The sequence below is a fragment of the Massilia orientalis genome, from assembly GCF_030411975.2.
Classification (GTDB): Bacteria; Pseudomonadota; Gammaproteobacteria; order Burkholderiales; family Burkholderiaceae_D; genus Telluria; species Telluria orientalis.
Map to the genome: position 1 here is coordinate 1 of NZ_JASNRB020000002.1, position 25,342 is coordinate 25,342.

Genomic DNA, 25,342 nt, shown 5'->3' on the forward strand with positions numbered 1-25,342 from the left:
CCGTAGCTGTGTTCACTAAAGGTGGGATCGATCAGCGGTTGCAGCACCTGCAGCAGTGCCTGCTGAATCAAACGGTCAGTCACGGTGGGAATCCCCAGTTCACGTTCGCTTCCATCTGGTTTCGGGATGCCCACGCGCCGTACAGGTTGTGGCTTGTACGTGCCATTCATCAGGCGCCTCCTGATGTCGGGCCAAGCGTGTTTCAGGCGTTCTTAGGTCTGGACAATGCTAAGTCCATCGACACCCGCGGCTCCCTTGTTCGCCTTCACGCGCTTCCACGCGCGTTGCATGTTCTCTCTCGCGAGGACTTGCGCGAGCAAGCCTCGCCCTGCGCCTTTCGACTCTTGGCGCGTGAGACGTGTTTCATCGCTGACCACCTTGGACGAGGCTTCACCCCGCCGCTTGGCGACCCGCCCCGCCAACGCGGGCATCTGATGCGGTACACGATTCATCGACAAAGCGTTTGACGCTCCTTCTCGTTCGGCTCTTCGCCAAGACTGTGGCTACTACGGCCTCTGCTGACTTCTCGCTCCGATTTTTTTTTCGTCGCCCTTTCAGGCATAAGGCGAGATCTCCCCAGGTAAGAACGCACTCCTTCACTGCACAACCGCCGGATCTACGCCACCTCGCCTTGACCACAAGAGCTTCGCGGTCATTTGCCCGCTCGCCCTGCTCGGCAGCGCCTTCTATCCGATTCTTGTTCATCGGCTCGCAGTTTCGCTCCACGCTTCCTTCCCACGGTCGGTCGCCCTTCCGCAGTTGCGCTTCACTTCGCTCGCTGTGGTCAGCTCGCGGCGGGACTTGCACCCGCAGGAGTGCGCCCATGCTGGGCGCACAAAAGAAAAGCGGCGCCGCAGCGCCACTTTCAGAACGCGGGCAGCAAATTACGACTGCGTCGCGCCGTTCAGCAAGGAACGCGAACGGGCATAACCGAAATACACCAGCAGGCCCAGCACCAGCCAGATGAGGAACGCCACCCACGTGATCGCGGACAGGAACGACATCAGCGCCAGGCAGAACACGACGGCGATGCCCGGCACGATGGGCACGCCCGGGCAGCGGAACGCGCGCTTCAGGTCCGGCCGCTTCTTGCGCAGGACGATTACGGCGACGGAGACGAGGCAGAACGCGGCCAGCGTGCCGATGTTGACGAGTTCGGCCAGCACGTTCAGCGGCACGAACGCGGCGATCAGGCCGAACAGGATGCCGACCACCCACGTCGCAAAGAACGGGGTGCCGAATTTCGGGTGCACGGTGGACAACTTCGCCGGCAGCAGGCCGTCGCGCGACATCGCGTAGATGATGCGGGTCTGGCCATACGCCATCACCAGGATCACGGTGGTCATGCCGAGGATCGCGCCCAGGTCGATCCAGCCGGCGAACCAGTTTTCGCCGGCGTGCTGCAGGGCCAGCGACACCGGGTGGTCGATGCCCTTGAACATCTGGAACGGGACGATGCCGGTCATGATGGCGGCGACGATCACGTACAGGATCGTGCAGATGGTCAGCGAGCCGATGATGCCGATCGGGAGGTCGCGTTCCGGACGCTTGACTTCCTCGGCGGCCGACGTGACGGCGTCGAAGCCGATGAACGCGAAGAACACGACGGCGGCGGCGCTCATGATGCCCGTGCCGCCGAACGGCGCGAACGGATGCCAGTTGGCCGGCGTGACGTGCTTGACGCCGACGGCGATGAACAGCAGCACGACGATCATCTTGATGACGACCATGACGTTGTTCACGCGCGCCGATTCGCGCACGCCGTACGACAGCATCGCGGTCAGCACGAGCATGATGACCAGCGCCGGCAGGTTCATCACGCTGTGCACGCCCGGCACCGCGCCCGGGGCGGCGGACAGGATTTCAGGAATGGTGATGCCGAAGCCGCTCAACAGCGACTGGAAATAGCCGGACCAGCCGACGGCCACCGCCGACGTCGCCAGCCCATATTCGAGCAGGAGGTCCCAGCCGATCATCCAGGCGACGAGTTCGCCGAGGACGACGTAGCTGTAGGTATAGATCGAACCGGCGATCGGCACGGTCGACGCGAACTCCGCGTAGCACATGGCCGCGAAGCCGCACGCGATGGCGGCGACGATGAACGATACCGTCAACGCCGGACCGGCCGTCAATGCGCCCGTACCGGTCAGCACGAAGATACCGGTGCCGACGATCGCCCCGATGCCCATGAGGATGAGGTCGGTTGGCCCCAGCACTTTCTTCAGCCCGCCCGGGGTACGGGAGGCTGCGACCATGTTGTCGAGATTCTTGGTTCTGAAAAGACTCACTGCTTTCTCCAATCGATAGTAGATAAATCCCGGTCCCTGATTGTTATGTGCGGCGGGCAGGCGGTAACCTGCACGTACATCCGCCGAAGGGGGTCTCCTCCTGGGCACGGACCGCCTGGACTGACATGCAAGAACAATGCCGGTCGCCAGCCTGGCGGCGTCACATTATCTCCATTCTGTTATCCAGAATCAAAGGAAATACTCAATATTTCAAGGCGTAGAAGCTGGGAAACCGCAAAAACCGGCCACAAACGCTTAGCGCAGCGTGCAAATGAGGAGTTCCGGATCGGCGTTCAGCCGCAGCGGGATGCCGGAACAGCCGACGCCGCGGCTGACGATGAGGGGGCCGTTGCCGGACACGTCGTAGCGGCCGTAGCAGAAATCGCGCGAGCACGGGCCGCTGGGATGGAACAGCGGCGCACCATCCGGGAGCGCGATCTGGCCGCCATGGGTATGGCCGGCGAAGGCGACGTCGAAGCGCTGGCGCTCCAGGCGGTACAGCCCGTCGGGGGAATGCGTCAGGTAGATCCGGACAGCGCCCGCGCCGGCGAACGTGGCGCCGGCCGACGGCGCGCCGGTCCACGGATCGTCGATGCCGCACACGCTGACGTCGCCGAACGGCGCCGGCAGCGCGACGTTGCGGTTCACGAGCACCTCGGCGCCGCCGGCGCGCAGCGCGTCCTCGATGATGCCGCGGCCATTCCAGATGTCGTGGTTGCCGATGACGGCATAGGTGCCCAGCGGCGCCCGTGCGCCCGCGATGAAGTCCGCCAGGACGGCCACGTTCTCCGCATCGAAACACACGTAGTCGCCGCCCAGCAGCATCACGTCCGGCGCTTCCGCGCGGATCGCCGCCAGCAGGTCGCCGAATATGGCGGGATGCGTGGTGGGGCCGGCATGGAAATCGGACGCGAAACCGATGCGCAGCGGCTGCGCCAGCCGGCGTCCGGGGTCCAGCTCCACCTCCTGGCGGGTCACCCGCACTTTGCCCAGGCCGCCGAGCCGGTAGCTCAACCCGGCCACGAAGCCCTTCAGCAGGGCGGCATTCAGGACGCGTTCGAACGCATTGCGCAAGGGTTGCTCATGCTTGTGACTGGACATAGGACCCGCACTTTACACCAACTGCGCCCCCGGTGAGGTAACATTGCCTTTTTGCCCAGGGCTACCATGCTGACACCCGACCAGTTCTTCGCCTTCCTCGCCGCCGCCATCCTGCTGACCCTGTCGCCGGGGCCGGACAACATGATGGTATTGAGCGTGGGCGTCGCCAAGGGCCGGGTGCGGGGTATCGCGTTCGGGCTCGGGTGCGCGTTCGGGTGCCTGTCGCACACGCTGCTGGCCGTCGTGGGCGTGTCCGCCCTCATCGCCGCGTCGCCGCTCGCGTTCACGACGCTCAAGGTATGCGGCGGCCTGTATCTCGCGTGGATGGGCTGGCACGCGATCCGCAGCCGCGGCGGCGCCCGCGTCGACACGGCGCATGCCGCCGCCGACCCGGCCCGCACGCTGTTCTTCAAAGGCCTCGTCGCGAACGCCATCAATCCGAAGGTGGCCCTGTTCTTCCTGTCGTTCCTGCCCCAGTTCGTCGTCGCGCAGCGCGGCGACGCCAACCTGCAGACGGCGCTGCTGGGCCTCACGTTCACCTTGCAGGCCATCGTCCTGTTCGGCCTGCTCGGCTTCTTTTCCGGTGCCATCGGCCAGTGGCTGGCGCGCCGTCCCAAGGCCGGGCAATGGCTCGACCGTATCGCCGGCACCATCTTCATCGCCCTCGGCCTGCGCCTGATCGTGTCGCGCTGACGGCATCACCCGGATCCATCGCCCCTTGGCGTTTTAACGTTCGTCACATATCCCGCCGGGGAATGACTTCAAAATTTCTTTATAGAAATTTGGTTGCCGGCCACATTTTTTGCTACATTGGCGGTTTTATCTCTACGGGATGGCCGCCATCCCCGCTTGCGGCCGCGAATGCGCGAATCCACTCTGTTCAAGCACCTGACTTCCAGCGCGATCGTCACCGCCTGCTGCGTGCTCGGTCTGCTGTATTTCGGGCGCGACGTCCTCGAACCGCTCGCGCTGGCGGTCATCCTCAGCCTCGTGATCGCCCCGCTGATCCGCACGCTGCGGCGCATCGGCCTGGGCCAGGTGCCGGCGACGATGCTGTCCGTGCTGATGGTGGGCACGTGCGTGGTCGGCCTGGGCATCGTCCTCGCGTTCCAGCTCGTCGCCGTGACGGGCGACCTGCCGAAATACCGCGCCGCGATCCGCACCAAGGTCGCGGCCGTGCGCGAGATGACCGAGCGGCCGTTCGCCCGCATCGAGGCCGAGATCAGCGCCGTGCAGCCCCAGGCGCAGCAGAGCGGCACCGTCAGCAGCCGGCGCGGCATGAGCACCGTGACCGTCAGCCCCACGCAGCCGCTGCCGGTCGAGATCCGCCAGCCGCGCCTGACGACGCGCGACTCGCTCACACGCCTGTTCGCAATGGCCTTCGGTCCGTTGGGCGAGGCGGGGCTCGTGCTCGTACTGCTCGTCTTCATCTCGCTCGAACACGAATCGCTGCGCGACCGCCTGATCCGGCTCGCCGGCCAGACGGAAATCAACCGCACGATCCGCACCCTGGGCGACGCGGCCCAGGGCGTGTCGCGCTTCTTCCTGTCTCAGTTCATCGTCAACCTGACGTTCGGCACCCTGATCGGCCTCTTGCTGTGGCTCGCCGGCGTACCGCACGCGGGCCTGTGGGGCGCCCTGTCCGGCATGCTGCGCTTCGTGCCCTACATCGGCGTGATGGCGGCTGGCGCCGTCATCGCCGTGTTCGTCGCCGCCATCGACCCCGGCTGGCAGCTGGCCCTGTCCTGCATCGCCCTGTTCGTCGCGCTGGAACTGTTCGTCGCGAACGTCGTCGAACCGAAGGTCTACGGCCACAGCTCGGGCCTGTCGCCGCTCGCCGTGATCGTCTCGGCCGTGTTCTGGGGCGCGATGTGGGGGCCGGTGGGCCTGTTGCTGTCGACGCCGCTGACCCTGTGCTTCGTCGTGGCCGGCCGCCACGTGCGCGGGCTGGAACCGGTGACGATCCTGCTCGGCGACGCCCCCAACGTCTCGGGCGCCCAGCGCCTGTACCAGCGCCTGCTGACGGCCGACAGCGACACGATCGTGCGCGACGCCCACGCCTACCTGCGCCGCGCCAGTTTCGCGCGCTATTGCGACAAGGTGCTGTTGCCGGGCCTTGCCCTGGCCGGCGCCGACATGCGCGCGGGCCGCATCGACGCGGGCCAGATGGAAACCATGCGCGCCGCCATGGGCCGCGTGGCGGCGACCCTGAACCCGGAAGGCCGCACGCCCGCGCGCACGCGGCGCCGCCGCGACGTCTCGCTGCTCGACGCCAACCTGGGCGCCTACCTGCGCCAGATGCGCGAGACCCGCCAGGGCCGCTGGCAGGGCTCGCTGGACGTGCCCGCGCACTCCGTCGTGCTGTGCGCCGCCCTCGCGGTGGAGCGGGACGAACTGCTCGCCGAGCTGCTCGTGTCGGCGCTGCGCGACGCGAACATCGACGCGCGCAGCACATTGCTTGGCTCGGCCGACCGGCCCGGTCCGGAAAAGGCGGAGCTTATCTCCACCGTGATCCTGCCCTACCCCGTGGAAGACCGGCTCGGGGACTGGCTGAACGCCGTCACGGAATTGCGCACCCATCTGCCGGATGCGCTGCTCGCCACCGTCAAGCTGCCGTTCGACCAGTCGACCGTGCCGCAGCCGGCGGTCGAGGAACATGTCGATATCGTGCTGCGCTCGTTCGAGGAAGCACTGGCATTCGTGGCGCCGGAGCGGGCGCCGCGGGGGTGAGTTGCATTCGCGTCACGTCTTATCGGGCTGGTCACGATTTTCCAGCCGTGTAGTTGCTTTATCGATATAATGTTGCCGTACATCACATATTTACGGTCATGGCGGCAACAACTCTTCCTGAAGCGAGCTGGACATCCGACCAGGCGCCGCGGCGCGGTCAGTCCGGGCATTACGAACTGCGCGCCCGCCTCGGCGAAGGCGGCTTCGGCGAGGTCCACGAAGCCTGGGACACGCGCCTGCACCGCAGCGTCGCTATCAAGGCCATCCGCCATGTCGGCACGGCGGGCACGGACCTCGTGCGCGAAGCGCGCCTGGCCGCTTCGCTGCGTCATCCCGCGTTCGTCAAGGTTCATGCGGTCGAAGAGGATGCCGCAGGCCAGTTCATCGTCATGGAACTGGTGCATGGCCGCACGCTGAAAGAAATCCTGCAGTCGGAAACAGTCGCGCTGCCGCTCGCACTCGACTGGGTCGGCCAGGTGGCGGAAGCGATGCTCGATGCCCACGCATCCGGTCTCGTGCATGGCGACATCAAGCCGTCGAACCTGATGGTCGAACCGGACGGGCGCGTGCGCATCCTCGACTTCGGCCTTGCGCTGCGCCAGGACGCGCTGGCCACCGAGACCGTCTCGCTGGGCGAGGTCGCAGCGACAGGCCAGACCGATCCGCAGGGTACGATCGCCTACATGGCGCCCGAGCGCCTGCAGGGCGCGACGCCAGACCCGGGCGCGGACACCTACGCGCTCGGCGTCATTCTTTATGAACTCGTGTGCGCCAAGCGGCCGTTTGCGACATTGCATGGGCTGGCGCTGGCCGCGGCCCTCGTCCAGACCTCGTCGGATGGATGGGACTACCCGGATCGTCTCGAGGCACCGGTCATCGCATTAATCCGGGCGATGACGGCCAGGGTACCGATGCGTATCGAAAGCATGGACGACGTCTTGCGGCGCTTGGCCGAACTCTCGGGTGGGAAGGTGGCGCAGCAACCAGGGACAGCCGTGCCCGCGGCGCACAAGCGTCCGCTGCCCCGACGAGCGAAACTCGGCGCTGCCGCATTGTTGATCGTGGCGACTGGCGGCATCCTCTGGTGGAAGGGCGAGCCCCAACTGACCGCGGTCGGGGCCACGATGCGCCAAGCGCTCACGCCATACTCGGAAGCCGTCGAGATGGAGCAAGGCCTTGCCGCGCTCAGGTTGTTCGATCGGCCCGGCGCCCTCGAGACCGCACAGCGACACTTCGAGCGCATTCTGGCACGCACGCCGGACAATGCGGCAGCCGCGGCCGGCATTTCACTCGCGCACAGCGCACGCTACGCCAGCTCGCGGCAGGACGAAACCTGGCTTCAGAAAGCGGACGCGGGCGCGCAACAGGCGCTGCGGCTGAACGACCAGCTCGCACTCGCGCACGTGGCCACGGCGGCGGTGCGCGAGGGGCAGGGGCGCTTCGACGATGCCGTCGCCGCTTGCAACCAGGCCCTGCGCCTCGACCCGGCAAACGATTTCGCCTGGTACATCAAGGCCGAGACGCTGCGACGTGCGCGCCGTTACCAGGACGCGCGCACCACGCTGGCCGAAGCGACGCGGCGCTTCCCACTCGCACGCGTCTTCCTCGACGAACTTGGTAGCGTCGAGTACGAGGAAGGCCATCTCGCAGTAGCAGAGCAATTGTTCCAGCGAAGCATCCGGCTCGAGCCCGACGCCGTGACGGCCTACGCCAACCTGGCAGGCACTCTAATACGTGAAAACCGTCTCGACGAGGCGGCACGCGTACTCCAACAAGGCCTGCAGTTGCGTCCAAACGCCAAACTCTATTCCAACCTCGGCAACGTGCTCTTTCTGCGCGGCGATTACGTCGGCGCAGCGGATGCCTTCGAGGACGCCGTGTCGTCCCGGCACGGCGATCCAAGTTCCTACCTCGCGTGGGCTAATCTCGGCGACACGTTGCTGTGGATTCCCGGGCGGCGCCAGGATGCACGGCGCGCCTACGACAAAGCACGCCACCTGCTAGGCCCACGCCTGGAGCGCGCGCCGGACGACGTCCTGCTCGTATCGCGCATGGGCCTTTACTCCGCACGGGCGGGCGACGAAACGAGCGCCGTGAAGCTTGCACGTCATGCCGTCGAGCTCGCGCCCGGGAGTGCGGACGTGCAGTTCCGCGCTGGGCTCACCTATGAGCTGCTGGGGCAGCGCGCCCTAGCGCTCGCCGCGATCTTGAATGCGCTGCGTGCGGGCTATCCGCAGAAATATGTCGAGGCCGAGCCAGACCTCGTCGAACTCCGGCGCGACCCCGGTTACCACTCTGAGTGAGGCCGACGCGTTCCATTTACCTGCTGTTCAACCGAAAGGATCATCATGCCGCAAACCTACCAGCTTACGGTCAGCTATGTCCAGGATCAGACCCTCGCCACGTGGGGCCTGAATGGCGTGCAGCGCCAAGATGGCGACATTATCCAGCTGGAACCCAATGACAAGATCGTGTTTCAGTTCAATGGGCCGGGCGACATCGCCGAGTGCGTACTGATCAGCGGCCAGATGCAAACGACCTGCCATGGTTCGTCGCCGTTCACGGAAGGCAATCGCATCAACCTGAAAGCGAACAATACGGTGACCGTCGGGAAAAACCTCGGCGCGTGGGGCTTCACGATCTCGTTCTCCGCGCACAACGGCAACGGCACGACCGCGTTTTACTACCTTCCGGACCCGGAAGTGGAAGTCGGCTCGCGCTCCTGCGAATAATCAGACACTCTCGCGCAACCGCCGCACTTCCCGCCGCAACGACTCCGTCGGCGTCCTGAGCAACTCCGCGCAGCGCCCGACGTCGCCGGCGCACGCGGCCAGTGCGCGTTCGATCTCCTCGGCGGGAATCCGCTCCGCCCAGCGGATCTCGCGGTGGGCATCGAGCAGCTTGTACATCGTCGGCCGCGAGATGCCCAGGTCGCGCGCCGCGGCCTGGATATTCCACTCGTTGCCGGCCATCGCCCGCAGGACCTCGGCGTCGCTGATGTCGGACGGCTTGCGGCGCGGCGTCTCCGGTCCGGCAGGCGCGCGCGCCGGCATGGCTTCCGCAGCCGGCACCAGCCGCGCCGCGCTGCCGGCCGGGGCCGGCGTCAGGCGCACCAGTTGTTCGAGCTGCGGCGTGCCGCCGTGCTGCACCAGCAGCGCGGCGCGGCGCAACGTGTGACTTAACTGGCGGATGTTGCCCGGCCAGTCGTAGCACGCGATCTCCACCACCAGTTCCAGCGGCAGCACCGGCAGCGCGCCGTGCGCCTGCAGCAGGTGCACGATCAGCACGCCGATGTCTTCGCGCCGCGCGCGCAGCGGCGGCAGCTGCAGCGCGAATCCCTCCAGCCGGCGCAACAGGGCCTGGTTGAACGCGGCCGTATCGAGGTCCTGGTCCGTCGCCGCGATCAGGCGCGCCGTCGTCTTGCGGTCCTGGGTCGCGCCCAGCGGACGGTAATCGCCGCCTTCCAGCACGCGCAGCAGCATCGGCTGGACGCTGGCCGGCGCATTGCCGATCTCGTCGAGGAACAGGGTGCCGCCGTCCGCTTCCGCGAACAGGCCACGGCGCTCCTGCGCGCCCGTGTACGCGCCGCGCGCCGCGCCGAACAACTCGGCGGCCGCGAGCGATTCGTTCAGCGCCGCCATGTTGACGGCGACGAGCCGCGCCTGCGCGCGCTGGCCCAGCGCGTGGATGGCGCGCGCCGCGATTTCCTTGCCGGTGCCCGTCTCGCCCAGCAGCAGCACGGGGATGTCGGTCGGCGCCACCATGCGGATCTGGTCGCGCAGCGCGATCGCCGCGGCGCCCACGCCCACGAGTCCCGGCACCGGGTTGTGCTTGGGTAGGCAGTCCATCCAGTGCAGGCACAGGACGACGGCGCGGCCGAGCGTCAACACCTGGCCGCGCGCGACGTCGGCCGCGTCGAACCGGACCGGCCCGGTCGCGGCCCGGCCGTTCAGCTCGACCGGCATGCGGGTCGCCGGGAAATGCACGACGACGCCCTCGCCATCGCCGTCGCCGCCGCGCGCGATCCGCACGGGGTCGCGCGAGATCGTGCCGTGGCCCAGCGGCAGGCCGGCCTGGCCCGGGCGATAGAACAGCGGCGCGTAGCGGTTCACTTCCAGCGTGCCGGGATCGCCGACGAACTGTTCGCCGATGCGCGCCGGGTCGGGATGCCAGAGGATCGTCAGCGCCAGCAGCGGCCGTCCGGGCATGCCCTGCGCGGACAGCTGCAACGTCTGGGTATATTCGGTGGAGTCAAGCATGCGCGGAACGTCAACGTTATCGCTTTACATGTAAAAAACATGGCAATTTTACACGCAGAAACATCCGATGGGCCGAAATCGGGGCTGTCTCCCCGGATTTCGCCATGGCACGGCGTTTGCAATATGAGTAACGCCGCCATCGGGGCGGTGCCTTTTCCCGGACGTGCCATGACATTCAACCTCGCTTCCTCGCCCATCCAGCCCTTTGACGCCCGCGTCATGCTCGACGTGCACAGCCTGAAAGCCCTGCGCCAGCGCCGCGGCGGACGCGAGGCCTTGTCCGCGCAATTCCAGGAACGAAGACTGTGCCTCACCCACGCCGCCATCAAGCGCGCCGAATCCGGCCGCCCCGTGCCCTACCGCACGGTGCGCCACCTGGCCGCGTTCTACGGCATCGGCGTCGAGACCCTGATCGACGCGGCGCCGACCCGCCAGGCGCCGCCCGCGCGCGCCGTGCCGGACCTGGCGGACATATGGGACGTCGAGCGCCTGCAATGCCGCGCCGTCATCGACGCGGTCCACGTCGGCGGCCGCGGGCGGATCATCGACGTGCAGGGTGTCGCCGGCGCCGGCAAGTCGCCCCTGTTGTCCTTCGGCGCCCGCGACGCCCGGGCGCGCGGCTACACCTGCGTCGTGCTCGACGGCGGTAGCGCCCGCATCCCCGCGGTCCACACGGCCGCCGACCTGATGCTCGCCCTGCTCGGCCTGCCGGCCGACGCCGGCACCGCGCCCGGTAGCGACGCCGTCCCGCTGGCCGACCTCGTGCGCAGCCGCTGCGCCGCGCTGGGCGTGTCGCCGGTCCATGTCGATGCCTGCGTCGGTCTCGTCGACGCCGCACCGGAGTGGCCCGTGCCGGCCACCCAACTGCTGCAGACCGCCGCCCTGTGCGCGCTGGTGCAGCACCGCGCGGCGAACCAGCCGTTGCTCATCGCGATCGACGACCTGCAGTGCGCCGACTGGCAACTCGCGATGGTCCTGAACGTGGTCGTCCCGACGACCCTCGACTACCCCGTGCTGTGGATGTTCGCCACCCGCCTGGAACCCGGCCCGATGCGGCGTCCGCTCGGCGTGCGCATGGACGCGCTGGCCCGCACCACCCTGCACCTGACGCCGCCCCCCGTGCGCGCGGACCGCGCCGACGCGGGCGGCGTGCACCGCCTCGCCCGCACGGCCGGCCAGGACGCCGGTTAACTGCCGCCGCGCCCCGGGTCCGGGCCGTCCACGTCCAGCACGTGGTCGCGGAAGATGTCCGGCAACATGTCGAGCACGAGTTCGCGGCCCAGCAGATCCGCACCGCGGACCGCGCGCGCGACCATGTCGATATCGATGGCCGCCAGCGCCGCCTGTGCCGACGGCGCATGGCTCAGGTGCCACGGTTCCGGGCACATCCCGCGGCGGCGGGTACGGTACGGACGAAAGAAGCCGAAGCCCGCCGCGTGCGCGTCGAGCCAGGCATGCAGGCCTGCATACACGCCGTCCGGCCGGGCCTCGTCCGGCAACAGCTTCGTCCGGTAGCCGGGCTGGTGCGCGGCGCGGTCGAACACATCGATGTCCGTGCCCCAATGGCGCCGCGTCGCGCCCGGCAACCCTGTCCAGTTGAGGATCGCACGGACGATGTCCGCCGGCGCCAGCGCCCCGTGGTCGCGCGCCCTGCCCGCGCAATCGTACAGTGTCGCCTGCCCGGAAAACTTGCGGTTCCAGTTGCGGGCCTGGGCCTCGAACGGACGCCACGATGCGATCGGCAGCATGTCGATACCGTCCTGCGCGGCCGCCGCGCGCATCGCGAGAAAGGCCGCCGCGACCTCGGGCCGCGCCGCGAAACGGGGCTGTCCCGGCGTCTGCCCGTACTGCTGGACATGCGTGCGCGCGCGCCCCGTCAGCGTGAACTCGTCGAACGGCGCGCTGCCCGCCCCCGCACCGCCGGGCTCAACGGGTCTCGATCGCATCGACGCGGTCCGGATAGAACGCCACGTGGTCCCGGATCGCGGCCACGGCCGGATACGGCGCTTCGTAGCTCCACACCGCGTTCTCGCCCCGCGGCCCCGCGTCCACGATCGAGAAATAGGCGCAATCGCCCTTGTACGGGCAATGGGTGTGCCGTTCGGTGCGCTGCAGGCGGTCCATCGCCACGTCCTCGCGCGGGATGTACAGCACGGGCGGATAATCGGCTTCGCGCAGCGCCAGCGCGCGGTCGCTGCTGGCGAGCACGGCGCCGCCGGCGCGCACCGTCACGCGGCCGGGCGCAGGCGTGATCGTGATCGGATGGTCGGGGCCCGGTGTCTTCATGGCTGTCGGCATGTCTTCTCCTGTCGTGGCCTCCTACGATCTCATGCCGCCCGGTCCCGTGCAAGTGCGTCCCGTCCACGCCAGCCGCGGATCCGGATCAATCGCGGTCGTCCCGGCCGCCGCGCACGATGCGCGCGTACAGCACGACGTTCAGCGCCAGCACGGCCGCGGCCAGTCCCCATTGCATCGGGCGGGTGAGACCGGACGGATAGATGAGCGCGACAAGATAATGATCGACGAAACCGCCCGCATAGCCCCCGGCCCCGGCCAGCATGCGCAGGTGATTCTCCAGCCCGGTCAGGGGGCAGGCCGCCCCGGTGGCCTCGATCGCGATGCCCCAGGCGACGGCGGCCAGGTGCAGCGGCAGCAGCCGGCGCCGGCGCGCGACGAGCGCCGCACCCGCGACGACGAACAGCATGAAGCCCAGGTGCAAGAGCAGCACCATGACGGCGAGTAATTGGTAGACCATGGCCCATGATACGCACCGGCGCACGACTGATACATGTCAAACCCGCATCCGGCGGCGATCCTATCCTCCACCTTCATCGCCTATTCGTTCGGCCGAACCGAGGAGAACATCATGATGCACGTGATGCCACGCACGCCGCCGCCGCCTCGCACTGGCCGGCGCCGGTCCGTCCTGCGGCATGCCCTGCTGGGTGCCGCCGCCCTGCTCATGCTCGCTTTCGCAGTGCCCGCCGCGACCGCGCAGGATTCCCACGCGTCCCGGTCCGCGGCGGCGGGCCAGGCGGCGCACGGCACCGACAACGACGCCGCCACGCGGCGCCAGCAGGCCGCGGTCAGGCACGTCAGCGACGCCGTGGGCGTCGTCCATACGATGAGCAACGAGACGGGCATGCCGGCCCTGCTCGGCCGCGCCCGCGGCGTCTTCATCGTGCCCACCTATGGCCGCGCCGCGCTCGGCGTCGGGGGTGCCGGCGGCGCGGGCGTGCTGATGGTCCGGCAAGCGGATGGGGCCTGGGGCAACCCGGTGTTCTTCGACACCGGCGGCCTCAGCATCGGACTCCAGGCCGGCGTGGAAGGCGGGCCGATCGCCCTCGTGCTGTTGAACCAGAAAGCCGTCGACAGTTTCCGCAACCGTAACAACTTCTCGCTCAGCGCCGACGCCGGCCTCACGGTCGTCAACTTCGCGCGCATGGCCCAGGGCTCCACGGCGGGCGACGTCGTCGCGTGGTCGGGGAGCAAGGGCCTGTTCGGCAACGCGGCCACGGTGGGCATCAACGACGTCCGCTACAACCAGCGCCTGACCGAGGCCTACTACGGCAAGCCGATGACGGCGCTGCAGGCGATCGACAGCAAGGAGAGCAACGCCCAGGCCGACGCCCTGCGCAAGGTACTCGGCAGTCCGCCGACGCCGGCCGGCAGCGGCGGCAAGTCCGGCGGACGGTAGCGGCGCATCGGGCCCGCGCGGATCCGGGCCCGAAGGCGGTGGCCGCGCCCGGCGGCGCGCCACCGCGGACCGTCAGGCCGGCCGGCGCCGCACTGCCGCCAGCACGCAGCCGGTCAGCGCCACCAGCAGCAGCGTGGACGGCTCCGGCACGGCGCGCACGGCTGTGAACGCATTGTCCGGCGTGATGGTCAGGCGCCCGTCAGGCGCCGCGTCCGGATGAAGGGCGATGCTGCCGAGGTCGCCGTCGATGCCGAGGTAGTGCGTGTCGTCGAACAGCGACCAGCTGAACGTGCTGCCGTCGGTGCCGTCGCCGAACAGGAAGCTGACGTCGAAGCCGACGTGGCCGCCGAGCTGGATCGCCTGGAACCAGTCGCCGCCGCCCGCCTCGCTCGAGAACGTCAGCGCGTCCGGCGGGCCGCCTGCCACGGAACCGGTGCCGACGGGCACGCCCAGCAGGTCGGCCGCGAGATTGGTGACCGACGCGCTGGCCGGCGTCGCGCCGCCGACGCTGAGAAAGGACATGCCCAGGTAGGCGGTACCCGTGCCGAGCGCCGACGTATCGATGTCGACGTGGTGGACGGGCACGGCCAGCGCCGCGCCGGCGCACAGGCACATCCAGGTTGCGGCCAGCAGCCGGGCCGCGCGGCGTGTGATGGACTGCATCATGTGTCTCCTAGTATTTAACCTTGAACAGTTGTGGGGTGTAGGCGATGGTGGCCTTCGCTGGATTCGAGAACGTCGTGGTCACGGTCGCCGTCTGGCCCGGCGCAAGTTCCGCTTCGTTCAGCGTGACGTAGGGAACGCCGTCCTTCACGCCTGTCGCGTTGTCGAGCGTGACGCCGTTCGTCAGACCGGCGAGGCGGAACTGCAGCGGTCCCTCGAGCGCCGTCCCGGTCGTGTTCGTGAACGTCACCGTGCCCGTGTACTTCTGGGTGAAGCGGTTCATCGTCAGGCCCGAACGCGCGATCCTGACATTGGCCGTCAGGTCGACGGGCGCCAGCAGGTCGTAGCGGGTGCCGTAGAAGCGGAACTCGCCATACGACGAAATGCCGGGATACGCCGGATCCGTCGGCGGGCCCGGATGGTCGACGCGCGCCATGAAGTAACGGTAGGGCTGTGTCTCCAGGCCGGCCAGCACGGGGATGACTTCCATCTCGAAGTTGCGTCCGCTTGTATCCGTCGTCTCGCGGCTCGTGAGCAGGGTCCAGTTCACGTTGTCGTTCGACCCGTACACGTTGGCGCCCTGTGAACGGTTGCCGAACATGTAGCGGGCCTGGATACCGAAGGCACCGACGGCCACGCGGTAGTTCTCGCCGAAGTCGATGGTGATCGGCGCGCGCAGGTCGCCCGAATAACTGTTGTAGTTATTGTCGACGAGCAGCGCCGGACGGTCCGCGCCGAAGCCGATCGTCGTCACCATGTTCTTGCTCCAGTCGAGGCTGCCGTCGGAGGCGACCTTCGGATTGACCAGCTCCAGCTTGCGCACGGCCGCCTGCACGGCCTTCAGCAGGGCCGGGAAATCCGCATCGGACACGGTCGCCATCTGCTGCTGCAGCGGCGCCAGCTCCGTCTTGAACGTGGCCAGCGACGGCGTCGTGTAGGCGGCGGACGGATCGTAGCCGTCGAGCGCGGCCTGGAATGCGGACGCGCGGTCCGGCTGCACGTTCAGGCGCGCCGTCATCGTGCTGACGGCGACGCCGTCGGTCGCGGCGACAACGATGTCGTGCATGCCCACCTGGTCCGGCGTCGGCGTCCAGTCGAATGCGCCGCTGGACGCGTTCACCGTCGCCCCGGCCGGCAGCCGGACGGCCTCGTACGCGACGCTGTCCGCCGTGTTGGCGTCAAGCGCGGCATAGCTCGCGCGATACGGCATGCCCTGCACGACGATTTCCGTGACGGGGAACACGGGCATGGCAAAGCGCGGCGGCGTCAGTTGCGTGGGCGCGGCCATGTTCACGTAGTCGACGTCCACCGTCGCGCCCTCGGGGCCGGAAAACTTGAAGAACATGATGTTGTCGCCGAGCGCGCGGCCGCCGATGGCGGCGGCCGACGTGTCCGGCACGATGTAGCGCCATTCGCCGTGCGTGTCGGGGACCGTCATCAGCGACCACGGACTGGCGTCGCGGCTGGCGCTCGCGGACAGCGTGACCGGCGCATTGGTACGGACCATGATGCCGACCGGCGCGTACTTCGAGCGGTCCGCATATTGCACGTCGTGGAATACGATGGTGGCGCCGGCCGGCGTCACGCTTCCGTGGCCGTAGGTGCGCTCGCCCTCGGTCTGCATCGTCCAGCCGCCGTCGAGGAAGACCGATTTACGTTCGGTCTCCAGGATGCCCGCCGTGCCGGCCGGCAGCGGCACCCCGGTGAGGGCCTGCGGCAACGTGAAGATGGCAGTCGGGCCCATGTCCTTGTTGTTGGGCGTCGCCGCTCCCCACGGGATGGCGGGGCCGTTCGCATGGGCCGCCGCCGTCGCCAGGTAAGGCGCTTCGGCGTCCACGTTCACGCCTTCCACGTATTTATAGGTGTTGTAGATCTCCGCGATCGCGTCGACCTCGTACAGGCGGCCGCGGTAGGCGGGCGAGATGCCGGACGTGCCGCCCGTCGTGTCGGCCCACGGCGTGTCGTAGCCGAGCATGTATTCGGCGTAGGCGTTCGCGCCACGCAGCAGGCGGTCGTCGCCGAACCGGTAGACGCTCACGGCGTCGCCGCCGGACGAGGGCTTGCCGGTGAACGGATCGACCCTGGTGCCCTGCGCGGTCACGAGCCGCAGCAGGCCGCCGAGGATGTCGACGTTGTCGCCCGCGTGCGCGCCGTCGCGCGACATCTCCTGCACTTCGTAGAACGTCTTGCCCGTCTTGTTGAGCGGGTCGTCCGCGTCGATGCGGGCGATCGCCGACATGATCGCGCCGTTGATGTCCTGGCGCGTCGAGGTGGCGTTCACGGTGAGCCATTCGACCGACTCGTCGTAGCGCGCACGGTTGTCGGTGAAGATCGCGCCGGCGATGCGGCCGACGAGCGAATACTGTTGCTGGTTCCTGAACCGCTCGTTACTGGAGAAGAAGGTGCGCTCCATCGGATCGACCAGGTTGTCCTTGAGCTTCTGCGTGTCGGTGTCGGTCCACGCGAGCGGGTAATCCGTATAGGTCGGATCGGCCGGCGTATAGCGCATGATCTCCGCGGCCATCAGCATGCGCGACAGCGGCACCCCGTTGTGAATGTGCGCGTCGGGGAAATAGGCGTACCCGTTCGGGTTCATATTGCTCCACGTGCGCAGGATGCGCATCGCGTTGCGCCGGTATTCGTTGCGGCCCGTGACGTAGTACAGGATCGCCTGCGTCAACGCGCCCTGCGAATCGTTGATCATGCGCGTCTGCGCCGTCGTACTGTTGTAGTTCGGCGTGTTCGGCGTATCGACCTTCGTCGCATCGCGGTTCGTGGGCTGCAGGTTGATGTTCGCGTAGTTGCAGCACACGGTCGCGAGAATGTCGTAATACGATTTATAAGGCTCGACGTCGGCGCGGATCTGCTGGCGTACGTACTCCAGCTGCTCCGGCGTGAAGCCGAGTCCCGGATGGCGAAAGCCGGTACCGCTCACGACCGGCTGGACCATCGGCGTGGCGACGAAGGTCACGGCCCTGGCGCCGCTCCCCACGAGCACCAGCGCGGACGCCAGTGCCAATGCCACCATCTTTCCGCTTGCGTTGCCGCGCAACGCATTCCACCTCAGATGCGAATGGTTATACATGATTGTCCTTATATGTTTGCTAACCAGTTCATTGGATGCCACCGACGGCACTGCCTCCTCCTTTGACTGTTGTGTTATCGATAGCGCTGGCGATCGTAACACGAGCACAACGAAATGGATGAAAATTTGTTATCGTTACCTCCATGTGTTGCGCCGATGACAAATGCACCGCGGCGAGGAGGAAAGCCGGGGTTCGACGAAATCTATTGATCTGGACGACAAGTTTTGTTATCGTTAACTTGCGCTGTACGCTCGGGCATGGCCGGTTCGTGCCGGTATGGCGATCTCCTTGCGGGTACGTTCCAGTCCCGTATTCGGCCCGCCTCGACTTCGTCGGGGTGGGTCATTTTTTTTGTGCCGGCGCGCCTCCCGCGGGGTTTTACTTTTTGAAATACCCTGATATGATTGTTATCGATAACCGATATTCATCGCGAGGAGACCTCCGTGTTCGACAAGACGTATTACGCCACCCACCCCGACATGATGGCGGGCGCCAGCAACGAGCAGCTGCGCCAGCGCTACCTCATCGACCGGATGTTCGCGCCGGACGCCGTCAAGCTGAACTATTGCCACGACGAGCGCTTCGTCATCGGCGGCGCGGCGCCCGTCGCCGGCCCGCTGGCCCTGCCCACCCACACGGAGCCGCCTTCCGCGGCCGGCCAGCCGTTCCTGGCGCGGCGCGAGCTGGGCATCATCAACGTGGCGGGCGGCGCGGGCCGTGTCACCGTCGACGGGCAGGCAGTCGAGCTGGCCCCGCGCGACGGCCTGTATGTCCCGATGGGCAGCGCTGAAGTGGTCTTCGAATCGCTGGACGCGGCCAACCCCGCCCGCTTCTACCTCGCGTCGACGCCCGCGCACGTCCGCTGCGAACTCGTCAAGATCACGCACGCCCAGGCGATCCCGCTGGAGCGCGGCAGCGCCGCGACGTCGAACGAACGCACGATCTACCAGTACGTCATCCCGGGCGTTTGCAAGTCCGCCCAGCTGCTGCTGGGCCTCACGATCCTCAAGACGGGCAGCGTGTGGAACACCATGCCGCCGCACGTGCACGAGCGCCGCTCCGAGGTGTATTTCTATTTCGACCTGCAGGACGACCAGCGCGTGTTCCACTTCATGGGCGCCCCCGATTCGGCGCGCCACCTCGTCGTGGCCAACGAGCAGGCCGTCGTGTCGCCGCCCTGGTCGATCCACATGGGCTCCGGCACGGCCAACTATGCCTTCATCTGGGCGATGGGCGGCGAGAACCTGGACTACACCGACATGCAGGTCCTCGACATCTGCCAGCTGAAATAAGGGGACCCCATGCTCGACCTGTTCAACCTCGCCGGCCGCACGGCGCTCGTCACGGGCGCCAACACGGGCCTCGGCCAGGGCATCGCCCTCGCGCTGGCCGCGGCCGGCGCCGACGTCGTCGCGGCCGGGCGCAGCCCCGCCGACGACACGGCCACGCAAGTCCGCGCGCTGGGCCGGCGCTTCCTCGACGTGCGCGCCGACCTGTCGTCGACGGCGCCCGTGCGCGACGTCGTCGCCGCCGCCGTCGGCCTGAACGGCCGGCTCGACATCGTCGTCAACAATGCCGGCATCATCCGCCGCGCCGACAGCCTCGACGTCGACGAGGCCGACTGGGACGCCGTCATCGACACCAACCTGAAATCCGTGTTCTTCCTGTCCCAGGCCGCGGCGCGCCACATGGCCCGACATGGCGGCGGCAAGATCGTCAACATTGCCTCGCTGCTGTCGTTCCAGGGCGGCGTCCGCGTGCCGGCCTATGCGGCGAGCAAGAGCGCGCTTGCGGGTCTGACGCGCGCGCTCGCCAACGAATGGGCCGCGCAAGGCATCAACGTCAACGCGATCGCACCCGGCTACTTCGACACGAACAACACGGCGGCCCTGCGCGCGGATCCGGTGCGCGAACCGGCCATCCTCGCGCGCATTCCCGCCGGCCGCTGGGGCCAGCCGGCCGACCTGGCCGGCGCCGCCGTGTTCCTGGCCAGCCGGGCCAGCGACTACGTCCACGGCGTCGTCCTGCCGGTGGACGGCGGCTGGCTCGCCCGATGAGCGCCCGTCCCGACATGGCGGGCCGGATCGTCTGCTTCGGCGAGATCCTGCTGCGCCTCGCCGCCCCGCCGGGCCGCATGCTGCTGCAGACGCCGGCGCTGGATGCGTGCGCGGGCGGCGCCGAGGCGAACGTCGCCGTCGCGCTCGCGCTGCTCGGCCACCGCACCGCGATGGTCAGCGTCCTGCCCGACAACTCCCTCGGCCGCGCGGCGCTCGACAGCCTGCGCGCGCACGGCGTCGACACGGCCGGCATCCGCCTGCGCCCCGGCCGCATGGGCCTGTACTTCATCACGCCGGACGCCGCCGCGCGCCCGTCCGAGATCATCTACGACCGCGCCGGCTCCGCATACGCGCTGGCCGACCCCGGCCTGTACGACTGGCCCGCGCTGCTGGACGGGGCCGGGTGGCTGCACGTGTCGGGTATCGCGCCGGCCGCCGACGACGGTCCCGCCCAGGCCGTGCTCGCGGCGATGCGGGCGGCGCGCGCCGCGGGCGTGCGCGTCGCGTTCGACGGCACGGCGCAGCCGCCGCTGCTCGAGGCGATGCGCATGGCCGACGTGCTGTTCGCCGGTCCGCGCGACATCGCGCTCGCGCTCGACCGCCCCGAACTGGCGGATTGCGCGCGCGAACAGGATGCGGTGCGAGGCGCGTTCGCCGCATTTCCCGACCTGGCGATGCTGGCCTGGACCCGCCGCGTGCCGCATCGGGCGGACGAATACGAGCTGTCGGCCGTGCTGCACACGCGCACGGCGTCCGTGACCGGCGGCAGCTACCGGCTGTCCGGCACCGTCGACCGGATCGGCACGGGCGACGCCTTCGCGGCCGGCGTCCTGCACGGACTCCAGTCGGGCATGGCGACGGCGGACGTGGCCGGGTTCGCGCTGGCCGCCGCCGCCATGAAACACGCGATCACCGGCGACCTCAACGTCGCGCACGCGGGAACGTCCGCATGAGCGGCAGCTGGCGTCTCACCTGGGACCACGGCAGCGCGGACGTGCAGTCGCTGGGCGCGATGCTCGGTCCCTTGAGCCTGCGCATCGGCGACGAGCGGGAGCTCGAGATCATGCACGTGGCGCCCTGGGCCGGCATGACGCGCGCCGACACCCTGCCCGGCATCATGCGGCGCCTGCGCGGCGAGTGGCCCTGCCTGCCGTTCGGCTGCACGGAAGCGCCGCGCGGCCTGCCCGCCGGCTGGGGCACGCGCGCGCCCGACGATGCGTGGGACCACGGCTATGCGGCCAACCACCATTGGCGCTGCGTGTCCGCGACCGACACCCGCATCCACCTGGCCATCGACTATCCCGCCGGCTCGCCGATCGAACACATCGAACGCGAGATCGCGGCCGACCCGCACGCACCGGCCGTCGACATCACGTTGCGCGTGTGGGCCCGCCGCCCGGCGCGCGTGCCCGCCGGCCTGCATCCGACGTTCCGCCTGCCGCCGGCACCGGAGCGCGTACGCATCGTGCTCGGGCCGCACGACGGCATCCACAGTTATCCCGCCCAGCCGGCGGGCGCGGTGTCGCGGCTGCTGTCCGACACGCGCTCCGCATCGCTGGACAGCCTGGCCGGCGTCGACGGCCCCATCGACCTCGCGCACCTGCCGTTCGCCGCGCCGGCCGAGGAACTGCTGCAGGTGCGCGCGATCGGCGGCCAGGACGGCGCCGCGCCGATCACGCTGCACTACCTCGATTACGACGCCTGCGTCGGCCTGTGGTGGGACACGGCGCAGCTGCCCGACCTGCTGCTCTGGGTGAGTAACGGCGGCCGCATCCACTTCCCCTGGATGAGCAGCCACCTGGCGCTGGGCGCCGAACCCGTGAACAGCCTGTTCGACCTGGGCCGCGTCGCGACGGCGCCCGCGAACCATCCGCTGGCGGACCGCCTCGGGATCGCCATCGGCCCCGACGCACCGTGGGAAACCCGGTACCGCATCGCCGCCTGGCCCCAACCGTCCCTCCCAACCCAACGATAGAGACCCGCGCCATGGCACCCGACTTCCGTTCTCCCGGCTTCCTGCTCGACCACATCGCCCATACGATGCGGTTTTATCACCCGCGCTGCATCGACCCGAGCGGCGGTTTTTATCACTTCTTCCGCGACGACGGCACGGTGTACGACCGCACGACGCGCCACCTCGTCAGCAGCACGCGCTTCGTCTTCAATTACGCGATGGCGTACCGGCGCGTCAAGCGCGCAGATCACCTCGCGGCCGTGCGCCACGGCGTCGCCTTCCTGCGCGACGTCCATCGCGACCCGCGCACGGGCGGCTACGCCTGGCAGCTCGCGTGGGAAGCGGGCCGCAAGGAGGTGCTCGACGGCGACAACCATTGCTACGGCCTGGCCTTCGTCATGCTGGCGTATGCGCATGCGCTGCGGGCCGGCGTCGCGGAGGCGCGCGGCTACCTCGCCGAGACGTTCGACCTGATGGAGGCGCGCTTCTGGGAACCCGGGCACGGGCTGTACGCGGACCAGGCCAGCGCCGACTGGTCCGTGCTGGACGCGTACCGCGGCCAGAACGCCAACATGCATTCGTGCGAGGCGATGCTCGCGGCGTTCGAGGCGACGGGCGAGGTACGCTACCTGCACCGCGCCGAGACGCTGGCCCGCAACATCACGCTGCGCCAGGCCGCCCTCGCGGAAGGTTATGTGTGGGAACACTACCGCGCCGACTGGTCGGTGGACTGGGACTACAACCGCGACGACAAGACGAACATCTTCCGGCCCTGGGGCTACCAGCCCGGCCACCTGACGGAATGGGCGAAGCTGCTGTTGCTGCTCGAACGCCACCGCGCCCACCTGGCGGGCGACGCCGAATGGCTCGCGCCGCGCGCCATCCAGCTGTTCGACGCCGCGCTGCTGCGCGCCTGGGACGCGGAGCATGGCGGCATCTGCTACGGCTACGCGCCGGACGGCAGCATCTGCGACGGCGACAAGTATTTCTGGGTGCAGGCCGAAAGCTTCGCGGCCGCCGCGCTGCTGGCCGTGCGCACCGGGAACCCGGCCTACTGGACCTGGTACGACCGCATCTGGGGGTACAGCTGGGCGCACTTCGTCGACCACGACCACGGCGCCTGGTACCGCATCCTCGGCCAGGACAACCGCAAGCTGACCAATGAGAAGAGCCCGGCCGGCAAGACGGACTATCACACGATGGGCGCCTGCTACGACGTGCTGCACGCGCTGGAGGCGAACCCATGACCGCGCTGCCCCGCTTCGTCGCGGCCGGCGAGGCCTTGACGGACCTGCTCGCGACGGGCCCCGGCACGTGGACGAGCCAGACCGGCGGCTCGACGTGGAACGTGGCGCGCGTCGTCGCCCGCCTCGGCATCCCGAGCGCGTTCGCCGGCGCCGTCAGCCGCGACGTGTTCGGCCTCGAACTCGCCGCCGCGAACACGGCGGCGGGTCTCGACCAGCGCTTCCTGCAGCAGGTCGACCGCCCGCCATTGCTGGCCGTCGTGCACGAACGCCACCCGCCCCGCTACTTCTTCATCGGCACCGACAGCGCCGACCTGCACTTCGATCCGGACCATCTGCCGGCCGGCTGGCGGGACGGCGCCGCATGGGTGCACTTCGGCGGCATCAGCCTCGCGCGCGAGCCGCTCGCGTCCACGCTGGTCGCGCTGGCCTGCGACCTGAAACTGCGCGGCACGAAGATCAGCTACGACCCCAACTTCCGCGCGCTGATGGACGAACGCTACGACGGCACGTTGCGCACGATGGCCGGCCTGGCGGACGTGGTGAAGGTGTCCGACGAGGACGTGCGCGGCCTGTTCCGCCACGACGACACCGACGCCGCGTTCGCGGCGCTGCGCGCCATGAATCCGGCCGCGACGTACCTGTTCACGCGCGGCGGCGACGGCGCCTGTCTCGTGCGGCCCGACGGCGCCTGGAACGCGGCCGCACCCGCCGTGGACGTCGTCGACACGGTGGGTGCGGGCGACGCCAGCATCGGCGGCCTGCTCTACAGCCTCATGACGTGGCCGGAGCGGGCCGGCGGCAGCCATTTGCGGGTCGCCGTCGCCGCCGGTACGGCCGCCTGCCGGGTCGCGGGCGCGCAGCCGCCGGCGCTGGATGCCGTGCTTGCGCTGACGGACGCCATCGTGGTCCGCCGCCAGGAGGGAACGCATCGCGCCCTTGACTTCGCCGCGCCGGGCCAACAGTATTTCGGCAAGCAATTACAACGATAACCAGGAGACACCATGGCAACGCGCACATCGCAATTCCGCTTCCTGTGCGGCTACGTCTACATCTATTTCTTCGCCCAGGCGATGAGCATTTCGCTGCTCGCCGTCTGGCTGGGGCAGACCCTCAAGCTGTCGGGGACCGAAGCGGGCATCGTCTTCGCCGCCAACGCCTTTGCCGCGATGTGCTCGCAGCCGATCTATGGCTTCGTGTCGGACCGCGTGGGCACCCGCCGCAACATCCTGTGGACGGTCGCCGCGCTCGTCGCCCTGTCCGGCCTGTTCTTCCCGTTCCTCTACGCCCCGCTGCTGAAGACGAACATCCTGCTGGGTGCCGTCGTGGGCGGTCTGTACCTCGGGATCACGTTCAATGCCGGCAGCTACGCGATCGAATCGTACGTCGACCGCATCGGCCGGCGCGACGGGTTCGAATACAGCCGCGTGAGGCTGTGGGGCTCGCTCGGCTTCGCCAGCGCCGCCGCGTTCAGTGGCCGCATCTACAACGTCGACCCCGGCATCAACTTCGCGCTCGCGTCGCTGGCGGGCGGCGTGATGCTCGCGCTGCTGGCCGTCACGCGCGGCGGCCCGGCCGAACCGGGCGTGCGCGGCAAGGAAGGCGTCAAGCTCGCCGACGCGTTCGCGCTGCTGCGCATGCCGGGCTTCTGGCGCTTCATGGTGTTCGTGCTGGGCGTGACGAACCTGTACCTCGTGTTCGACCAGCAGTTCTCGCGCTATTTCGCGTCGCTGTTCCCGGACCCGAAGACGGGCGTGGCGATGTTCGGCTACCTGAATTCCGCGCAAATCTTCCTGGAAGCGGGCGGCCTGTTCCTCGCGCCGCTGCTCGTGCGCCGCATCGGCGCGAAGAACGGCCTGCTGCTGGCCGGTTCCATCATGCTCGTGCGGATCGGCGGTTCCGGCCTCGCCGTCGGTCCCGTCTCGATCTCCGCGATGAAACTGCTGCACTCGGTGGAGCTGCCGATCCTCGCCGTCTCGCTGTTCCGCTACATCGCGCACCATTTCGACAACCGCCTCGCCTCGACCGTCTACATGGTCGGCGTGAGCTTCGGCCACTCGATCGGCATCTTCGCGCTGTCGTCGCTGGCCGGCATCGGGTACGACCGGATCGGTTTTTCCGCGACCTACCTGATCCTGGCGGGCCTCGGCCTCGTCTTCCTCGTCCTGTCCGCCGTGTTCCTGCTGCCGACGCCGGCGGAAACGCCTGGCGAGCAGGCCACGCCGCTCGCCGAACCTGCCAAATGATCCAACAAGGAGCAAGC

The 25,342-nt window shown here is 68.6% G+C and carries 21 protein-coding genes and 1 pseudogene; 13 read left to right on the forward strand and 9 right to left on the reverse strand.

Annotation, left to right across the window (positions count from 1 at the left end; translation table 11 throughout):
- The 3 genes and pseudogenes from QPK29_RS02115 to QPK29_RS02125 form a co-directional block, all read right to left on the reverse strand.
- Positions 1 to 458 (reverse strand): annotated as a pseudogene (locus QPK29_RS02115) (group II intron reverse transcriptase/maturase); the annotation flags it as partial.
- A 426-nt stretch (positions 459 to 884) separates the two neighbouring features.
- The gene (locus QPK29_RS02120; RefSeq protein WP_056132049.1) at positions 885 to 2,288 is read right to left on the reverse strand and encodes an amino acid permease; all 1,404 of its coding nucleotides are present in this window, start codon (positions 2,286 to 2,288) and stop codon (positions 885 to 887) included.
- 255 nt (positions 2,289 to 2,543) lie between these two features.
- Complete coding sequence (locus tag QPK29_RS02125) at positions 2,544 to 3,362, reverse strand: metallophosphoesterase (protein WP_371769833.1); 819 nt, start codon at positions 3,360 to 3,362, stop codon at positions 2,544 to 2,546.
- 93 nt (positions 3,363 to 3,455) lie between these two features.
- On the opposite strand from QPK29_RS02125, the gene QPK29_RS02130 reads away from it, so the two are divergent.
- The 4 genes from QPK29_RS02130 to QPK29_RS02145 all read left to right on the forward strand — a co-directional run bounded on the left by QPK29_RS02130 (position 3,456) and on the right by QPK29_RS02145 (position 8,851).
- Complete coding sequence (locus tag QPK29_RS02130; protein ID WP_056132043.1) at positions 3,456 to 4,082, forward strand: LysE family translocator; 627 nt, start codon at positions 3,456 to 3,458, stop codon at positions 4,080 to 4,082.
- Positions 4,083 to 4,250: 168 nt separating this feature from the next.
- Positions 4,251 to 6,119 (forward strand): AI-2E family transporter, encoded by a 1,869-nt coding sequence (locus tag QPK29_RS02135; RefSeq protein WP_056132030.1) that lies wholly within the window; start codon positions 4,251 to 4,253, stop codon positions 6,117 to 6,119.
- A gap of 98 nt (positions 6,120 to 6,217) precedes the next feature.
- The gene (locus QPK29_RS02140) at positions 6,218 to 8,422 is read left to right on the forward strand and encodes a protein kinase domain-containing protein (RefSeq protein ID WP_371769832.1); all 2,205 of its coding nucleotides are present in this window, start codon (positions 6,218 to 6,220) and stop codon (positions 8,420 to 8,422) included.
- Between the two features lie 45 nt (positions 8,423 to 8,467).
- A complete protein-coding gene (locus QPK29_RS02145; protein WP_371769831.1) occupies positions 8,468 to 8,851 on the forward strand; it encodes a hypothetical protein in 384 nt (127 codons plus the stop codon).
- On the opposite strand, the gene QPK29_RS02150 is transcribed toward QPK29_RS02145, so the two are convergent.
- Entirely contained in the window at positions 8,852 to 10,378 is a 1,527-nt protein-coding gene (locus QPK29_RS02150) for a sigma 54-interacting transcriptional regulator (RefSeq protein WP_056132017.1), read from the reverse strand.
- 168 nt (positions 10,379 to 10,546) lie between these two features.
- Here QPK29_RS02150 and QPK29_RS02155 point away from each other — a divergent pair, with 168 nt between their 5' ends.
- Positions 10,547 to 11,569 carry a P-loop NTPase family protein gene (locus QPK29_RS02155; protein ID WP_371769830.1) on the forward strand — a complete coding sequence of 341 codons (1,023 nt, stop codon included), beginning with the start codon at positions 10,547 to 10,549 and terminating at the stop codon, positions 11,567 to 11,569.
- On the opposite strand, the gene QPK29_RS02160 is transcribed toward QPK29_RS02155, so the two are convergent.
- The 3 genes from QPK29_RS02160 to QPK29_RS02170 all read right to left on the reverse strand — a co-directional run bounded on the left by QPK29_RS02160 (position 11,566) and on the right by QPK29_RS02170 (position 13,133).
- Complete coding sequence (locus QPK29_RS02160; protein WP_371769829.1) at positions 11,566 to 12,324, reverse strand: M15 family metallopeptidase; 759 nt, start codon at positions 12,322 to 12,324, stop codon at positions 11,566 to 11,568. The two genes, QPK29_RS02155 and QPK29_RS02160, sit on opposite strands and share 4 nt — an antisense overlap.
- Positions 12,305 to 12,676, reverse strand: coding sequence for a DUF427 domain-containing protein (locus QPK29_RS02165; RefSeq protein WP_056328775.1), 372 nt, complete (start codon positions 12,674 to 12,676; stop codon positions 12,305 to 12,307). The genes QPK29_RS02160 and QPK29_RS02165 overlap by 20 nt, the downstream gene beginning before the upstream one ends.
- A gap of 85 nt (positions 12,677 to 12,761) precedes the next feature.
- Entirely contained in the window at positions 12,762 to 13,133 is a 372-nt protein-coding gene (locus QPK29_RS02170) for a DUF2784 domain-containing protein (RefSeq protein WP_371769828.1), read from the reverse strand.
- Positions 13,134 to 13,244: 111 nt separating this feature from the next.
- Between QPK29_RS02170 and QPK29_RS02175 the strand changes: the two genes are divergently transcribed.
- On the forward strand, positions 13,245 to 14,075 hold the full coding sequence (locus QPK29_RS02175) for a lipid-binding SYLF domain-containing protein (protein WP_400189713.1): 831 nt from the start codon (positions 13,245 to 13,247) through the stop codon (positions 14,073 to 14,075).
- Between the two features lie 72 nt (positions 14,076 to 14,147).
- Here the strand turns inward: QPK29_RS02175 and QPK29_RS02180 are convergent, their stop codons facing one another.
- Both QPK29_RS02180 and QPK29_RS02185 read right to left on the reverse strand, forming a co-directional pair.
- The gene (locus tag QPK29_RS02180) at positions 14,148 to 14,741 is read right to left on the reverse strand and encodes an NF038129 family PEP-CTERM protein (RefSeq protein ID WP_371769826.1); all 594 of its coding nucleotides are present in this window, start codon (positions 14,739 to 14,741) and stop codon (positions 14,148 to 14,150) included.
- A 7-nt stretch (positions 14,742 to 14,748) separates the two neighbouring features.
- Complete coding sequence (locus QPK29_RS02185; RefSeq protein WP_371769825.1) at positions 14,749 to 17,823, reverse strand: putative Ig domain-containing protein; 3,075 nt, start codon at positions 17,821 to 17,823, stop codon at positions 14,749 to 14,751.
- A gap of 444 nt (positions 17,824 to 18,267) precedes the next feature.
- Between QPK29_RS02185 and kduI the strand changes: the two genes are divergently transcribed.
- Genes kduI through QPK29_RS02220 form a run of 7 tightly spaced genes read left to right on the forward strand, consistent with a single transcriptional unit; the run spans position 18,268 to position 25,325 of the window.
- A complete protein-coding gene (gene kduI / locus QPK29_RS02190) occupies positions 18,268 to 19,116 on the forward strand; it encodes a 5-dehydro-4-deoxy-D-glucuronate isomerase (protein WP_371769824.1) in 849 nt (282 codons plus the stop codon).
- Positions 19,117 to 19,125: 9 nt separating this feature from the next.
- Positions 19,126 to 19,881, forward strand: a complete 756-nt coding sequence (gene kduD / locus QPK29_RS02195) for a 2-dehydro-3-deoxy-D-gluconate 5-dehydrogenase KduD (protein WP_371769823.1) — start codon at positions 19,126 to 19,128, stop codon at positions 19,879 to 19,881.
- A complete protein-coding gene (locus QPK29_RS02200; protein ID WP_371769822.1) occupies positions 19,878 to 20,834 on the forward strand; it encodes a sugar kinase in 957 nt (318 codons plus the stop codon). The genes kduD and QPK29_RS02200 overlap by 4 nt, the downstream gene beginning before the upstream one ends.
- Positions 20,831 to 21,856, forward strand: a complete 1,026-nt coding sequence (locus QPK29_RS02205) for an aldose epimerase family protein (protein WP_056131988.1) — start codon at positions 20,831 to 20,833, stop codon at positions 21,854 to 21,856. The genes QPK29_RS02200 and QPK29_RS02205 overlap by 4 nt, the downstream gene beginning before the upstream one ends.
- Before the next feature lie 11 nt (positions 21,857 to 21,867).
- Positions 21,868 to 23,082, forward strand: coding sequence for an AGE family epimerase/isomerase (locus QPK29_RS02210; protein ID WP_371769821.1), 1,215 nt, complete (start codon positions 21,868 to 21,870; stop codon positions 23,080 to 23,082).
- Positions 23,079 to 24,071 (forward strand): carbohydrate kinase family protein, encoded by a 993-nt coding sequence (locus tag QPK29_RS02215; RefSeq protein ID WP_371769820.1) that lies wholly within the window; start codon positions 23,079 to 23,081, stop codon positions 24,069 to 24,071. Before QPK29_RS02210 ends, QPK29_RS02215 begins: the two co-directional genes overlap by 4 nt.
- A gap of 12 nt (positions 24,072 to 24,083) precedes the next feature.
- A complete protein-coding gene (locus tag QPK29_RS02220) occupies positions 24,084 to 25,325 on the forward strand; it encodes an oligosaccharide MFS transporter (protein ID WP_056328792.1) in 1,242 nt (413 codons plus the stop codon).
- Positions 25,326 to 25,342: the final 17 nt, after the last annotated feature.

Excerpts from the sequence above, each read along its gene's own strand:
- QPK29_RS02200 (WP_371769822.1), top strand. The coding sequence starts at position 19,878 with ATGAGCGCCCGTCCCGACATGGCGGGCCGGATCGTCTGCTTCGGCGAG.
- QPK29_RS02210 (WP_371769821.1), top strand. The coding sequence starts at position 21,868 with ATGGCACCCGACTTCCGTTCTCCCGGCTTCCTGCTCGACCACATCGCC.
- QPK29_RS02165 (WP_056328775.1), bottom strand. The coding sequence starts at position 12,676 with ATGCCGACAGCCATGAAGACACCGGGCCCCGACCATCCGATCACGATC.
- QPK29_RS02205 (WP_056131988.1), top strand. The coding sequence starts at position 20,831 with ATGAGCGGCAGCTGGCGTCTCACCTGGGACCACGGCAGCGCGGACGTG.
- QPK29_RS02185 (WP_371769825.1), bottom strand. The coding sequence starts at position 17,823 with ATGTATAACCATTCGCATCTGAGGTGGAATGCGTTGCGCGGCAACGCA.
- QPK29_RS02150 (WP_056132017.1), bottom strand. The coding sequence starts at position 10,378 with ATGCTTGACTCCACCGAATATACCCAGACGTTGCAGCTGTCCGCGCAG.
- QPK29_RS02145 (WP_371769831.1), top strand. The coding sequence starts at position 8,468 with ATGCCGCAAACCTACCAGCTTACGGTCAGCTATGTCCAGGATCAGACC.
- QPK29_RS02130 (WP_056132043.1), top strand. The coding sequence starts at position 3,456 with ATGCTGACACCCGACCAGTTCTTCGCCTTCCTCGCCGCCGCCATCCTG.
- QPK29_RS02135 (WP_056132030.1), top strand. The coding sequence starts at position 4,251 with ATGCGCGAATCCACTCTGTTCAAGCACCTGACTTCCAGCGCGATCGTC.
- QPK29_RS02180 (WP_371769826.1), bottom strand. The coding sequence starts at position 14,741 with ATGATGCAGTCCATCACACGCCGCGCGGCCCGGCTGCTGGCCGCAACC.
- QPK29_RS02170 (WP_371769828.1), bottom strand. The coding sequence starts at position 13,133 with ATGGTCTACCAATTACTCGCCGTCATGGTGCTGCTCTTGCACCTGGGC.
- QPK29_RS02160 (WP_371769829.1), bottom strand. The coding sequence starts at position 12,324 with ATGCGATCGAGACCCGTTGAGCCCGGCGGTGCGGGGGCGGGCAGCGCG.
- kduD (WP_371769823.1), top strand. The coding sequence starts at position 19,126 with ATGCTCGACCTGTTCAACCTCGCCGGCCGCACGGCGCTCGTCACGGGC.
- QPK29_RS02175 (WP_400189713.1), top strand. The coding sequence starts at position 13,245 with ATGATGCACGTGATGCCACGCACGCCGCCGCCGCCTCGCACTGGCCGG.
- QPK29_RS02220 (WP_056328792.1), top strand. The coding sequence starts at position 24,084 with ATGGCAACGCGCACATCGCAATTCCGCTTCCTGTGCGGCTACGTCTAC.
- QPK29_RS02140 (WP_371769832.1), top strand. The coding sequence starts at position 6,218 with ATGGCGGCAACAACTCTTCCTGAAGCGAGCTGGACATCCGACCAGGCG.
- QPK29_RS02155 (WP_371769830.1), top strand. The coding sequence starts at position 10,547 with ATGACATTCAACCTCGCTTCCTCGCCCATCCAGCCCTTTGACGCCCGC.
- QPK29_RS02215 (WP_371769820.1), top strand. The coding sequence starts at position 23,079 with ATGACCGCGCTGCCCCGCTTCGTCGCGGCCGGCGAGGCCTTGACGGAC.